The organism is Jannaschia helgolandensis, assembly GCF_900109285.1.
In the GTDB taxonomy this organism is placed as follows: domain Bacteria; phylum Pseudomonadota; class Alphaproteobacteria; order Rhodobacterales; family Rhodobacteraceae; genus Jannaschia; species Jannaschia helgolandensis.
The window spans coordinates 34,707-48,823 of sequence record NZ_FNZQ01000007.1 but is presented as its reverse complement, the minus strand read 5'-3'; the positions used below and the strand labels follow the sequence as shown (position 1 = coordinate 48,823).

General features: G+C 62.0%; 13 protein-coding genes. 9 read left to right on the top strand and 4 right to left on the bottom strand.

All coding sequences use genetic code 11. The features are described 5' to 3' along the window. From BMY38_RS15420 to dtd, 7 genes are all read left to right on the top strand, one after another. Positions 1-1,194 (top strand): toxic anion resistance protein, encoded by a 1,194-nt coding sequence (locus tag BMY38_RS15420; protein WP_092764484.1) that lies wholly within the window; start codon positions 1-3, stop codon positions 1,192-1,194. Beyond that, positions 1,194-2,150 (top strand): DUF2927 domain-containing protein, encoded by a 957-nt coding sequence (locus BMY38_RS15415; protein ID WP_092764482.1) that lies wholly within the window; start codon positions 1,194-1,196, stop codon positions 2,148-2,150. Before BMY38_RS15420 ends, BMY38_RS15415 begins: the two co-directional genes overlap by 1 nt. A gap of 164 nt (positions 2,151-2,314) precedes the next feature. Continuing rightward, positions 2,315-3,424 carry an SPFH domain-containing protein gene (locus BMY38_RS15410; RefSeq protein WP_092764480.1) on the top strand — a complete coding sequence of 370 codons (1,110 nt, stop codon included), beginning with the start codon at positions 2,315-2,317 and terminating at the stop codon, positions 3,422-3,424. A 129-nt stretch (positions 3,425-3,553) separates the two neighbouring features. Then, positions 3,554-4,099, top strand: coding sequence for a cytochrome b/b6 domain-containing protein (locus BMY38_RS15405; protein ID WP_092764477.1), 546 nt, complete (start codon positions 3,554-3,556; stop codon positions 4,097-4,099). Next, positions 4,096-5,220 (top strand): TFIIB-type zinc ribbon-containing protein, encoded by a 1,125-nt coding sequence (locus tag BMY38_RS15400; protein ID WP_424337805.1) that lies wholly within the window; start codon positions 4,096-4,098, stop codon positions 5,218-5,220. Before BMY38_RS15405 ends, BMY38_RS15400 begins: the two co-directional genes overlap by 4 nt. Before the next feature lie 26 nt (positions 5,221-5,246). After that, positions 5,247-6,128 carry a carbohydrate kinase family protein gene (locus tag BMY38_RS15395; protein WP_092764475.1) on the top strand — a complete coding sequence of 294 codons (882 nt, stop codon included), beginning with the start codon at positions 5,247-5,249 and terminating at the stop codon, positions 6,126-6,128. Between the two features lie 10 nt (positions 6,129-6,138). Then, positions 6,139-6,576 carry a D-aminoacyl-tRNA deacylase gene (dtd, locus tag BMY38_RS15390; protein WP_092764473.1) on the top strand — a complete coding sequence of 146 codons (438 nt, stop codon included), beginning with the start codon at positions 6,139-6,141 and terminating at the stop codon, positions 6,574-6,576. Positions 6,577-6,704: 128 nt separating this feature from the next. On the opposite strand, the gene otnK is transcribed toward dtd, so the two are convergent. Further along, positions 6,705-7,976, bottom strand: a complete 1,272-nt coding sequence (otnK, locus tag BMY38_RS15385) for a 3-oxo-tetronate kinase (protein ID WP_092764470.1) — start codon at positions 7,974-7,976, stop codon at positions 6,705-6,707. A 207-nt stretch (positions 7,977-8,183) separates the two neighbouring features. Here otnK and BMY38_RS15380 point away from each other — a divergent pair, with 207 nt between their 5' ends. Then, the gene (locus tag BMY38_RS15380) at positions 8,184-9,554 is read left to right on the top strand and encodes an aminotransferase (protein ID WP_092764468.1); all 1,371 of its coding nucleotides are present in this window, start codon (positions 8,184-8,186) and stop codon (positions 9,552-9,554) included. A 66-nt stretch (positions 9,555-9,620) separates the two neighbouring features. Next, a complete protein-coding gene (locus tag BMY38_RS15375) occupies positions 9,621-10,850 on the top strand; it encodes a hypothetical protein (protein ID WP_092764465.1) in 1,230 nt (409 codons plus the stop codon). A 62-nt stretch (positions 10,851-10,912) separates the two neighbouring features. Here the strand turns inward: BMY38_RS15375 and phaR are convergent, their stop codons facing one another. The 3 genes from phaR to BMY38_RS15360 form a co-directional block, all read right to left on the bottom strand. Beyond that, the gene (phaR, locus tag BMY38_RS15370; protein WP_092764463.1) at positions 10,913-11,485 is read right to left on the bottom strand and encodes a polyhydroxyalkanoate synthesis repressor PhaR; all 573 of its coding nucleotides are present in this window, start codon (positions 11,483-11,485) and stop codon (positions 10,913-10,915) included. Between the two features lie 124 nt (positions 11,486-11,609). Then, positions 11,610-12,053 carry a phasin family protein gene (locus BMY38_RS15365; protein ID WP_092764461.1) on the bottom strand — a complete coding sequence of 148 codons (444 nt, stop codon included), beginning with the start codon at positions 12,051-12,053 and terminating at the stop codon, positions 11,610-11,612. 152 nt (positions 12,054-12,205) lie between these two features. Further along, complete coding sequence (locus BMY38_RS15360) at positions 12,206-14,047, bottom strand: PHA/PHB synthase family protein (protein ID WP_092764459.1); 1,842 nt, start codon at positions 14,045-14,047, stop codon at positions 12,206-12,208. Positions 14,048-14,117: the final 70 nt, after the last annotated feature.

Below are 14,117 nucleotides of genomic sequence, written 5' to 3'. Positions count from 1 at the left end.
ATGGATACCGTTACGCGCCAGAAGGCCGCTGAAATCACAGCCGAAATCGATCAGGTTGCTGCCGTCGCCCTGCCCGAGCCGGGTACGGAGATCGTGCCGCTGGAGAAGGCCGACGCGCCGGTTGCCGCCGAAATCCGTCGTCGCATGGACGAGTTGGACATGACCAACACCCAGTCGATCATCAGCTTCGGGTCGAACGCGCAGGCCGAGTTGCAGCAGATTTCGCAGGCCATGCTGACGGATGTGAAGAACAAGGACGTCGGCCCGGCGGGCGACAGTCTGCGCAACATCGTGTCCACAATTCGCGGATTTTCCGTGTCGGAGCTGGACGTGCGCCGCAAGCGGTCGTGGTGGGAGAAGCTGTTGGGCCGGGCTGCACCGTTCTCGAATTTCATCGCCAAGTTCGAGAACGTGCAAGGCCAGATCGACAAGGTGACCGATGACCTGCTCAAGCACGAGCATGTACTGCTCAAGGACATCAAATCCCTGGACAAGCTCTATGAAAAGACGCTCGATTTCTATGAGGAGCTGGGGCTGTATATCAGCGCGGGCGAAGCCAAGCTCGCCGATCTGGACGCCACAACCATCCCGGCAAAGGAAACCCAGGTCGAGGCCCTGCACGAGGATGACAAGATGATCGGGTCGCAGGAACTGCGCGACCTGCGTGCCGCGCGCGACGATCTCGAACGCCGGGTGCACGACCTGAAACTGACCCGGCAGGTGACGATGCAATCGCTGCCGTCGATCCGGCTGGTGCAGGAAAACGACAAAAGCCTTGTCACCAAGATCAATTCCACCCTCGTGAATACCGTGCCGCTTTGGGAAACTCAGCTGGCGCAGGCGGTCACGATCCAACGCTCCCGCGAGGCGGCCGAAGCCGTCCGCGATGCAAACGACCTTACCAACGAGTTGCTGACCGCGAACGCCCGGAACCTGCGCGATGCCAACAAGGTCGTCCGCACCGAGATGGAGCGCGGCGTCTTCGACATTGCCGCCGTCCGTCAGGCCAACGAGGATCTGGTCGCTACCATCGAGGAAAGCCTGCAGATTGCCGACGAAGGCAAGGCCCGCCGCGCCGAGGCCGAAAAAGAGCTGGAGCAGATGGAAAAGGAACTTCGCACGACGCTCGCTTCTGCCAGCGCGCGCAAGGACAAGGTCGGCGACACCGCAGGCTCTGCGGTTCCGAACTCCTGATGAACGGTCTTCGCCTCTTGCCGGCCCTGATGATGGTCCTTGCAGTGACCGCCTGCGAGTCTTCGCTCGATACATCCGCCGGGCCGGAAACGTCGATCCGACCGCCCGCGGCACCTGTTGCGGTCGCTGCAATGACTGTTGGCCAATCGGAAGAAAGCAGGGCACTGTCCCTGTTTTATGCGCGGCTGGAACAGCGGCTCGTTGCACAAGGCCTGCTGCGTCAGGACGGCGGTGCCGGGACCGCGTTCAGTGCTGCGGACCTGGCCCGCAACTTCGAACGGATCGCCCTGTTTTCCGAATATACCCAGATGGGCGGGCGGTATGTGGCGCAGCAAAGCCGCGCGCAATTGCGACGGTGGGAAAAGCCCGTTCGCATTGAACTGCACTTCGGAGCCTCGGTTCCGGACGCCGTGAAAGAGGCGGATCGCAGACGGATCGAAGCCTATGTCCGCCGCTTGCGCCGGGCGGCCGGGCACCCCATCGATGTCGTGGCCAGCAACGGGAACTTTCACGTCTTCGTCGCCTCGATCGACGAACAGCGCAAGCTCGGGCCGCAGATCATGGCCGCAGAACCGGGCCTGTCGCGACAGACCGTGCGGGACATCACATCGCTGAACCGCAATACCTATTGCGCGGTCTATGCCTCGTCGTCCTCAGATCAGCCGAATGCATATGTCTCGGCCATTGCCCTGGTGCGATCCGAACATCCCAACCTGTTCCGGCAGTCGTGCTATCAGGAGGAAATCGTCCAGGGCCTGGGCCTCGCAAACGACAACCCACAGGTGCGCCCGTCGATCTTCAACGACGACGAGGAATTTGCGCTTCTCACACGGCACGACGAACTGCTGCTCAAGATTTTGTATGATCGTCGGTTGCGCGTCGGCATGACGGCCGAGGAAGCACGCCCCATCGTCCAGCGAATCGCGGCGCAGCTTGTCGGCTCGGACCCGGTCTGATGTCCGGAAGGCTTTTCGCATACCTCCCGGTTTCGGTCATGCGGTCGGGTCATATGGTCCTGTCGCGGATTTTATCGCGCCGCTCTGCCCGAAGTCGGGTATGGAACCAGAGACCATAATCCCCATCTGGATCATACAGACCGACCCTTCCGAAGGAACACTTCATGTCCATCCTCGATTTCCTCTCCGGCCAGTTCATCGACGTCATCGAATGGACGGACGACACCCGTGACACCCTCGTCTATCGGTTCGAGCGGCAGGGCAATGAAATCAAGTACGGTGCCAAACTGACGGTCCGCGAAGGTCAGGCCGCCGTCTTTGTCCACGAAGGTCAGCTGGCCGACGTGTTCCTGCCCGGTCTGTATATGTTGGAAACCAACAACATGCCGGTCATGACGTCGTTGCAGCATTGGGATCACGGTTTCAAATCGCCCTTCAAATCCGAGATCTATTTCGTCTCGACCACGCGGATGACGGACCTGAAATGGGGCACCAAGAACCCGATTACCCTGCGCGACCCGGAATTCGGTCCCGTCCGCCTGCGCGCCTTCGGCACCTATGCAATCAAGATCGCCGATCCGGGCCGCTTCCTGACCGAAATCGTCGGCACTGACGGTGAGTTCACCCGCGACGAGATCCAGTTCCAGATCCGCAACATGATCGTACAGTCCGCATCGCGCGCGCTGGCCGGCAGTCGCATTCCCGTCCTCGACATGGCGGCGAACACCGACGATCTGGGCCGCATCATCGCCGAACAGATCAGCGCGACCACAGCAGAATACGGATTGGTCGTGCCGGAACTCTATGTCGAGAACATCTCGCTTCCGCCCGCGGTCGAGGAGGCCCTGGACAAGCGCACCTCGATGGGCGTGCTGGGCGATCTGAACAAGTATCAGCAATATGCCACCGCCGAGGCGATGCAGGACGCCGCGACGACGCCGAATTCGGGGATGGGCATGGGTCTTGGTGCCGGAATGGGCATGGCGATGGGTAATATGATGCAATCGGGCCCCTGGGGCGCGCGACCGGCGCAGGCCCCGGCCGCTCCGCCGCCGCCACCGCCGCCCGTAGAACATGTCTGGCATATCGCCGAAGGCGGAAAGAGCAAGGGCCCGTTCAGCAAGGCACGACTGGGCCGCATGGTCGCCGAGGGTGAGGTCAAGCGCGAAACGATGGTCTGGACCCAGGGTCAGGACGGCTGGAAAACGGCCGATGACGTGGACGAGCTGGCGCAGCTTTTCACGGTCATGCCCCCACCCCCGCCCGGTGCGTGATGACGATACAGGACCGACGTTCTCGCTTCACTGTCATACAGAACCTGTCTCCAGTCTTTGCTCTGAAAATATTCCGGGGAGCGCGAGGGGCTGGCCCCTCGCCCCTCTGAAGTCAGTGCGGCAACCGCGATGAAACGCATATCCCTCCCCGCCCGGCGCACATGGCTGAAGGTTCTTCATTGGTCCGTTCTGCCGTTCTTGATTTGGTTCTTGCTGGTGCAACCTCGCGATGTGGCGCGGTGGGGCGATTGGGCCGTGACCCTGCATTCCGTATTCGGGCTGGTGTTCGTGACGATATGCCTGATCTGGACTGCGTCTTTTCTGGTACAGGGTCTCGCCTCCCGTCCCGGACCCAAACTACGGGGGGCAGCGCGGCGGATTCATAGACCATTGCATCTGACTCTCATATGGGGCCTGTTCGGGGTTGCCTTCACCGGGTTTCTGCTGGGCCTGACCGCCAGTCGTGTATTGTTCGCCGGGACCATTCTGCCGATTGCGCCGCCTTTGGGCCTGCCGGACGCGAATGCCTGGGTCGGAACGCTGCATTCGCTGGAATTCTACGCGCTCGCTGTCGTTGTCGGCTTCCACGCGCTCTATCATATCTGGCGCCACTATGCGCTGCACGACAATGCGCTGCGGATCATGGTGCCCAAAATGATGCAGAGGTTTCTGTGAAAATCCCGACCGTTCGTCGCGACACCCCACCGCGGCCGCCCGAAGTTCCAAAGACCGAGGAACATCGCTTCCCCTGCGATAATTGCGGCAGCGACATGCGGTTCGATCCCGGTAACAACCAGATGATCTGCGACTATTGTGGCAACACGACACCCCTGCCCCAGTTACGAGACACGATCCGCGAGATCGCCATCGAACGCGGTCTGAATGCGGACGGTGCCGAACAGGAGGAGACGCGCGTCCTCGATTGTCCCAACTGCGGCGCGCAGATCGAATTCGACCCCGCCATCCATGCCGCCGAGTGTCCGTTCTGCGCAACTCCCATAGTGACCGGCACAGGGATCAACCGCCATATCAAACCCGCCGCCGTGATCCCCTTTGCATTCGAGGAACGACAGGCGCATGTCGCGATGAATGACTGGCTGGGCAGCCTGTGGTTTGCGCCCAACGGTTTGCAGAAATACGCCCGCAAGGGACGCAGGATGACAGGCGTCTATGTCCCCTTCTGGACGTTCGATGCCCAGACCGAGAGCAGCTATTCCGGGCAACGCGGCGACACCTATTACGTCACGCAGACGGTGATGCGGGATGGCAAGCCGACCCGCGTTCAGGTGCCCAGGATCCGTTGGAGCCCGCGCCGGGGACGGGTTGCACGGTTTTTCGACGACGTCGTCATCCTCGCCTCATCATCGCTGCCAAAGAGTCATACCGACGGCCTGCAGCCCTGGGACATGTCCGCCCTCTCGCCCTATGCGCCGCAATACCTGGCCGGGTTCCGGGCCGAAGCCTATCGCATAACGCTGGAAGACGGATTGACCGAGGCCCGCGCCCATATGGATGCTGTCATCGCCCGTGACGTAAGAATGGACATCGGCGGCGACCAGCAGCGAATTGACCGGATTGACACACGCATGTCGGACGTCACCTTCAAGCATGTCCTGCTGCCGGTCTGGGTCGCAGCCTATAAATACAGCGGCCAATCCTATCGCTTCGTGGTCAACGGCCAGACCGGGCGGGTGCAGGGCGAACGGCCCTATTCCAAATGGAAGATCGCATTCGCCACCATTGCCGCGTTGATCGTGGCGGCAATCGTGGGCTACATCGCGGCCCAGTCCAAGTAGGCAACCCCAACAGGAAGACCAAGCCGATGATCCTTTGTGCGGGCGAAGCCCTGATCGACATGCTGCCCCGCGAAACCTCCGATGGACCGGGGTTCTACCCTGCGACCGGGGGCGCGGTCTTCAATACCGCGATCGCATTGGGTCGTCTTGGTGCGCCGGTCGCCCTGCACACCGGCCTGTCGTCGGACCTGTTCGGCGTGCGTCTGTCTGACGCGCTGTCGGCGTCCAACGTCCAAAACCGCGCCGCGATCAGCGACCGGCCCACGACACTGGCTTTCGTGACGCTGACCGATGGCCACGCCGAATACGCGTTCTATGACGAAGGCACTGCGGGCCGCATGCTATCGCCCGAGAATGCGCCGGACATGGGCGGCATCACCGCGCTGTTCATCGGCGGCATCAGCCTTGCGGTGGAACCCTGCGCGCGGGCGTATGAAGCGTTGACCCTCACGAATGCGCATCTTCCGGTCATGATCGACCCGAACATCCGCCCCGGCTTCATCCGCGATGCCCAGGTCTTCCGCGCCCGTCTCGACCGGCTTCTGGCCGTGGCGGATGTGGTCAAGCTGTCGGATGTCGACATCGACTGGCTGGGCATGACGCCCGACGAGGTTCTGGACGCGGGGGCACGCATCCTGTGCCTGACAGAAGGCGCGGCGGGCGTGCGTGCGATCACCCGCGAGGCAGAGGTCCGTGTCCCCGCCCACAGGGTGGAGGTCGTCGATACCGTCGGTGCGGGTGATACGTTCAATGCGGGCTTCCTCGCCGGGCTGCATCGTGCGGGTGTTTTGGGCAAGCAGGCCCCGTCGGACGGCGACCTGCGCGCCGCGCTGGAACTGGGCGTCGCCGCCGCCGCGATTACCGTGTCTCGGGCCGGGGCCAACCCGCCCTGGGCATCGGAATTGTGAAGCCGCCCCGATGAAAGCAATCGTCCAGCGTGTCACCGAAGCCCGCGTCGACATTGCAGGTGACACCGTTGGTCGCATCGGACCGGGCGTGTTGGTTCTGGTCTGCGCAATGCAGGGCGATGCCGAGCCAAATGCCAAGGCTCTGGCCGATCGTGTCGCCAAACTGCGGATCTTTCGTGACGACAACGGCCGCATGAACCGCTCGCTGCTCGAAACCGGCGGCGGCGCGCTGGTTGTCAGTCAGTTCACTCTGGCCGCCGATACCTCACGCGGCAATCGCCCCGGTTTCTCCGCCGCAGCCCCGCCGGACGAAGGTGAACGGCTCTACGAGCATTTCGTTTCCGCCCTGCGCGCCACGGGCATTCATGTCGAGACCGGACGTTTCGGGGCGGATATGGCGGTGCATCTGGTCAATGACGGTCCCGTTACCGTTCCGATGGAACGCTAGAATGCCCGGCGCCGCCACGCCCTGAATTTCGAAGCGATCGGAGGCGCAGGCGGTCAAACACAGAACTGACGCGGCATCACCGGCATTCTGTGGCGCGTGGAATCGCATATCGTATGGGAAGCTTCTCGTCAGCCCGTCGCAGACGCAACTCCATGCTCCAGCATTTCGAAGGCGTCGTTGAAAAACGTCTCGGCCCCGAAGTTTCCGGACTTCAGTGCCAGTGCCAGTCCATTGCCGGTAAAGCACCAGGGCACGCCCGGCGCGACCTCTGGCCCGATGGTCAGGCGGTCGACATTCAGCGCGCGCGTCACCGCACCGCTTGTTTCACCGCCTGCGACCACGATCCGGGACACGCCCATATTGCGGGCGTCGATAGCCAGTTGCGCCAGTGCGTCCTCGACCAAGGCCCCCGCCCTCGCCACGCCCAGCCGGTCTTGCGCCGCCGCCACGGATTTTGGCTCGGCCGTGGCGAAGACGATCTTGGGCGCATTCGGGTCCTGCATCTTGAGCCAGGCACGTGCATCGGCCAGATTGCCCTGGGCCAATTCCAGCGGGTCCAGACGATACCCGGCCGCGCCCTTCAGATAAACGCCGACCTGCGCCCGCGTCATCGCCGAACATGACCCCGACAGCACGATCTGCCCACCTGTCACTTTGGGCAATGGCGCGGTCGCCGTCTGTCCAATGGTTCCGGTGTTTCGCCACAGGGCTGGCAGCGGCTGCGCGATGGCAGATCCACCGCAGATCAACGGAATATCGTGAAGCGCCTCGGCCAGAGTGGCCAAATCGCAATCCTCCACCGCATCCAGAACGACATGGCCGGACAGCGTCGCCATGGCATCGCGAACGGCTTCGGCGCCCCGGCGGACGGTCGGAAAGGTCACCAGTCCGGTTTGGCGTTTTATCTGCGGCGCAAGCAGACGCATCAGATTTGAGTCGCGCATCGGCGTCAGCGGATGATCCTTCATCGGGCTTTCGCTCAACAGCATGTCATTCACGAACAGATTGCCCATGAATACCCGCCTCCCGTTTTCCGGAAAGGCAGGACAGTGCACCGTCCGGTCGATTTTCAAATCCGACATCAGCGCATCGGCAACCGGACCGATGTTGCCGCGTGGCGTGCTGTCGAAGGTCGAACAGTACTTCCAGAAAATGCGCTTCGCCCCCCGCGCCCGCAGCCAGCGCAATGCGGCGCGCGCCTCGGCCACGGCATCCTCGGGCGGCACGGTGCGAATCTTGAGGGCGATGACTTCGAATGCGGTCGCGGTCTCGTTTGCCACGGGACCCTCTGGCAAGCCGATCCGCAGGGTGACCGGAACACCGGCACGCGACAGCATCGCGGCCAGATCGGTGGCCCCGGTGAAATCGTCCGCAATTGCGCCGAAAAACGTGTTGCTCATGATCGGATCGCCCCCTGCGTGCACAGTGCCCCGCAGGGACAAGGTATTGAAAGGACGGGGCAGGACCGCCCGGTATTTTTGCCCGGCATGTGATGCAGGAAGGTCGCGCCCGTTCGTCGCGACACACCCTGCGGTCGCGGCCCAAGTCCCCGATGGACGGCGCATCGGGACAAGCGTAGCGTCGCCGCGACACGCACGAGGTTTATCATGTCCGATACCACACGCCCCAATTCCTGGGACGCCCGCGCCAAGCAGAACAGCTTCTTCGGGTTTACCGACCTGCCGTCCATCGAAGCGCGCGGCACCACAGTTCTGACCCATGGCGAAGGGCCGTATGTCTTCGATACCCAAGGCCGGCGATATCTGGATGCGAATTCCGGTCTGTGGAACATGATCGCGGGCTTCGACGACCCCGGATTGATCAAGGCCGCGCAGGACCAGTACGCCCGGTTTCCCGGATACCATGCATTTTTCGGACGGATATCCGACCAGGCGGTGATGCTTTCGGAAACGCTGGTCGAGGTTTCACCCTTCGAGAGCGGCAAGGTATTCTATACCAATTCCGGATCCGAGGCGAACGACACCATGGTCAAGATGCTGTGGTTCATGCATGCCAGCGAAGGCCGCCCGAACGCGCGCAAGATCATCACCCGCGTCAACGCCTATCACGGCGTAACGGCGGTCAGCGCGTCGATGACCGGCAAGCCCTATAACTCCGTTTTCGGCCTGCCCATGCCCGGCTTCCTGCACCTGACCTGCCCGCACTACTGGCGCGAAGGTCAGTCGGGTGAGAGCGAGGCCGACTTCCTCGCCCGGCTGGTGGCCGAACTGGAAGAACTGATCGCGAACGAAGGGGCCGATACCATCGCCGGGTTCTTTGCCGAACCCGTGCAGGGTGCAGGCGGCGTGATCCCCCCGGTGGAGGGCTATTTCGACGCGATCCTGCCGGTGCTGCGGACGCACAATATTCCCATCATCGCGGACGAGGTCATTACCGGATTCGGGCGCACCGGGTCGGTCTGGGGCTGCGAAAGCTACGGGTTTGTGCCAGATGCCATCATATCCTCCAAGGCGCTGACGGCAGGTTATTTTCCGATGGGGGCCGTGATCCTTGGCCCTGACCTGTCCGACCGTCTGCAACGCGCGACCGACATCATTGAGGAGTTTCCGCACGGCTTCACCGCATCGGGCCATCCGGTCGGCTGCGCCATTGCGCTAGCGTCCATCGACCTCGTGCTGAACGGCGGGCTACTCGAAAACGTCCAGCGCCTGATCCCCCGGTTCGAGACCGGGTTGGCCAGGCTGGCGCAACACGATCACATCGGCGAATGGCGGGGCCGCGGGTTGATGGGCGCACTGGAAGCGGTGCGCGACAAGTCCAGCAAGACGCCGTTTGAATCGGAACTGTCGGTGTCGGAACGCATCGCCAATACCTGCGGCGATCACGGCCTGTTGTGCCGTCCACTGGGTCAATCCATCGTGCTGTGCCCGCCCTTCATCATGACCGACGCGCAGATGGACGAAATGTTCGACAAGCTCTCTGCCGCGCTGGATCAGGTGTTCGCCGACGTGGCGTGATCGCCGTTGCCCTTGTGGCAGCGGCCCCCTACCGTTGCGGAACGTCATAATTTTCGGAGGGATTTCATGAAACGCATTCTCGCAGGCATCACCCTTCTGATTGTCTTCTCCGGACCCGCGCTGGCCCAGTCGCCGATCTGCGGCGGGATATCACTGGTGGGCGAATGGGTCGGCGGAGAGGAAGCCGCGTCTGACCTGGCCACCGCGGACGACATTTTCGATACCGAAGGTCAGGTGCCCATTGCGGGCCATCTGGTGCGGATGTTCACCCTCTCGCAGGACACCGACGTGCGGATCGATGTCAGCGCCATCCCGGCAGGCGATCCCTATATCTCGGTCTATGATGCCGCCGGGGTCGAAGTCGCCGCCGACGACGATTCCGCCGGCGATTTCGGCGCATCGGTGCAGACAACACTTGCCGAGGGCACCTATTGCCTTGCCGCGCGCAGCTATGAATCGGGCGTCACGGATGTTTCGGTCAAACTGGGCCGCGGCGATCAGGACTTTGGCACGCCCGCCATTCCTTCAGCCGCTGCGCCGATCGATTCCGGCGGCACCGGTGCGGGGTGCTTCGAACCCGACACTGCATCGTTGGGCACTGATCTCGACATCCCAGGCCTGACGGAAGGCCTGTCCGCATCGAACACGGCAGGGTCCACACCCGCCTATGGCTTCACCTTGGCTGAGGCGACGCCGATATCTGTCACCGCAAGCAGCGAATACGGCGACCCCCTGATCCGCCTGCTTGATGCCCGGCACAACGTCTTGGCCGAGAACGACGATTTCGATGGACTGAACTCCCGAATCGACCTGACCCAGAGGCTGGAGCCTGGTGACTATTGCATCGAAATCGAGGATCTGAACGGCAACGAAAACCTGATCACTGTCGGGCTGGAAACCTTTGATCCCGCCGCCGATCGCCTGCGCCGTCTGAACGCCGCCGAATTCGCACCGACGGCGGGTGACAGCGTGACGATCACAGATCTGGGCACGCTCGACACAGCTATCCTGCAAGAGGTCCAGACTTCGTCTGACGCGACGTGGTACCGGCTCGAGCTGCCTGCAGGCGGCCTTCTGCTGACCGAAGTCATCGGCAACGGCCTCGACCCCGAAGTCGTTCTGTTCGACCGTGTCGGGAGGCGCATCGGAGAAAACGACGACGGGCCGGACGGTCTGGACAGCTTCCTCGTCTCGCGGCTTTTGCCCGGCAGCTATACCGTGGCGATCCGACTGGTCGGCGACGGCGAGACCGGCCCAGTGCGGTTGCTGATGGAACGCTACGTCCTGGCGCAATAAAGCCCGCTGTCAGGCACGAACAAGGGGGCGCCAGCCCCCTTCCGATACTGTCAGGTATCCGGTTACTTGTTCATCTTGGCCAGCGTCGCCTGCATGTCAGCCAACTGCTTTCGGATGGCGTCCAGCTCTTCCTTGGATTGACTTTCCGCATCCGCATCGGGGGCAGCGGCTGCCTGATCGGTCGGGCCTTCGCCTTCAGCCCAGCGTCCGGTCATCGCCTTGAAGAAGGCTGCCTGCTGTTCCTGCATGGCCTTGAAGCCCGGCATCTGTGCCATCGGATTGATCGTGGTCATATTCTCGATCAGCTTGGACTGACCGGACCGCAACATCTCGAAACTGGAAGCCAGAAACTCGGGCACAACGCTTTGGGCGGTGCCGGTATAACTGCGCACGAGATCGGTCAGAACGCCCAGTGGCAACACCGATTCGCCCTTGCTCTCATGTTCCGCAATGATCTGGAGCAGATAGGATCGCGTTAGTTCTGCGCCCGATTTCAGGTCAACGATCTTGACCTCGCGCCCCGCCCGGATGAACCCGGCGATGTCTTCAAGCGTCACATAGTCGCTGGTCTCGGTGTTATACAGCCGACGGCTGGCGTAGCGCTTGATCAGCAGCGGCTTCGATTCGTCCGCCATGTCCGACCCCCCATTGTTGCAGTGCAGAACAGCCTACGCCGCACCACGCCGAAAGGGCAAACAAAAAGGGGGAAGCCCTATGGCTCCCCCCTAATATCGTCCAGTTTCCCGGTCGATCGACCTCTTACTTCGAGGTGGCTTTCTTCGTGGCAGTCGTCACGTCGGCCGAGGCCTTCTTGACGGCGGCGGTCGCGTCTTCCTGGGCTTCCTTACCGGCGGCCATCATCAGTTCGACGGTTTCCATCTGAACCTTCTTGGCGATCTCGGCGAAGGCAGCCATGTTCTCGGCAGCGACTTCAGCAGAGGCAGAAGCGAAGTCGGTGACCGACTTGGCGTAATCGGCAGGCTCGTCCTTGATCGAAGCGACGGGCGCCATCTTGTTCAGGGTCTCGCGGGTCCACTTGTGGCTGATCTCGGCGGACTGCTCGGCAGCCTGAAGTGCAACCTTGGACATTTTCTCGGCGAAAGCGGCCTGGGTCTTGAAGGCTTCGCTCATGGCCGAAGTGTCAACGGGGAACGACCCCATCATGTCAGTCATGTACTTGGTGAAATCTTGCGTCTTGGTCATGATATAATCCTCATCCCTATGTCGAGAGGTCTGCCCGACCATCGGGCCGGTTCCTCATCGGCTGAGAGACAGATAGATGCTGCAGTGCGGCATTGCAAGTTTTTTTCTGCACCGCAGCATGATTTTTTCACGCCTGCGCCAATTTCCGCTGATTAAGCAGATTTGCGTTCGGGCAGAACGTATTTTCCGGGGGCCGCGTCCAGCACCGGGTGATCCTCGCCACCGGGGGCACGGGCCGCGATCTTCTTGCCGGACCTGCCTCGCAGCCACTTCTCCCAGCGCGGCCACCAGCTGCCTTCGTGGAAGGTCGCGCCCTCTAGCCATTCGTCGGGGGTATCGGCCGCAACTTCGTTCACGTAATGGCCATATTTGTTACGCGCAGGCGGGTTCACGATGCCTGCGATATGCCCCGATTGCGACAGGATGAATGTCTTGTCCTCGGACCCGAACTGCGCCGCCGTCTGCCAGGCACCACGCCAATGCGCGATGTGATCCGTTTCGCAGGCAATGTCGCACAGCGGCACCGATACGTCGCCCAGCGTCAGGCCGGTCTGGCCCAGCAGGTCGAAGCCCGTGCTGGCCAGTTCGTTCCGTACGCAGAGCTTGCGCAGATATTCCGTTACGAAGGGGCCCGGAAGGTTGGTGCCGTCGCCGTTCCAGTACAGCAGATCAAAGGCCGGTGGCGCCTCGCCCAGCATGTAGCTCTTGATAGCGGGGCCATAGACCAGATCGCGCGACCGCAGATAACTGAACGTCCGCCCCATGAAAAACTTGTCGAGATAGCCCTTGGCCCTGGACTCCCGCTCGATCCCGTCGATGAAATCGGAATCCAGAAAGACTCCCATCTCGCCCGGATCGGAAAAGTCGGCCAGCGTCGTCAGGAAAGTCGCGGACTTGATGGAGGTATCGCCGCGCCGCGACATCAGCGCCAGCGTGGCTGCTAGCGTAGTGCCCGCGATGCAATACCCGATGGCGTTGACTGCTGCTTCACCCGTGATTTCTTTTGCGACGTCGACGGCCGTGAGGAACCCCTCATCGACATATGCATCGAAACCGACGTCCGAATAACTCTCGTCCGGATTCACCCAGCTGACCACGAACAGCGTATACCCCTGATCCACGATCCATTTGATCAGCGAATTCGCCGGTTTCAGGTCAAGAATGTAGAATTTATTGATCCACGGCGGAAACAGGACAATCGGCGTCTTGTGCACCGTCTCGGTGGTCGGTGCATATTGGATCAGCTCGAACATCCGGTTGCGGAAGACGACGCTGCCCTCGCTGGTGGCGATGTTGGCCCCGACCTGAAACGCTTCCGGGTCCGACAGGGTGACCAGCCAGTCGCCCTCGTTCGCCTCGATGTCCCGGACCAGGTTCTCCAGCCCCTTGACCAGTGAATCGCCCTCGGTATCGACGGCCTTCTGCATGGCTTCGGGGTTCGTCGCCAGAAAGTTGGTGGGCGCGAACAGGTCGACAATTTGCTGGCTGAAGAACTCCACCCGTTGCTTGTCGGCCCGGTCCAGCCCTTCCAGATCGTGAACGGTGTCCTTTATGGCGGCGGCGCTGATCTGATACTGCTGCTTGACGAAATTGAAATACGGATGCTCGGACCACATCCTGTTGGCGAACCGACGGTCCTCGGGCTGGCCATCGGGCGCGGGCACGGGCTTGCCCGACGTCAGCGCTGTTTGGGCTTCGAACGCATGGCGCAATGCCTGCCCCCAATAGCCGACCTGCCGTTCGATCAGCTTGCCGGGATTCGACGCCATTTCGGCCCAGTAGGCCGCCATCGCCTTGGCATAAAGCTCGGGCCCCGGACCCTGCAGACCCTGGTCCGATTTGCGCTTGGCCGCGAGCGCGCCGACCAGCCTTTTGGTCAATTCATCAATTCGTTCCAGATTCGCGTTCAGCCGCGACAGGGCTTCAGTCTGTGCGTCCGCACCCGTGTCGGTCTCGTCACGTCCGTGCGCATTCGCGCGATCGCCATCCGACATTGCTTGCCTTCCCGTCGCCATGCTGCAACTGCTAAGTAATATATGGGTTCACTATACCTGAAAAACCCAG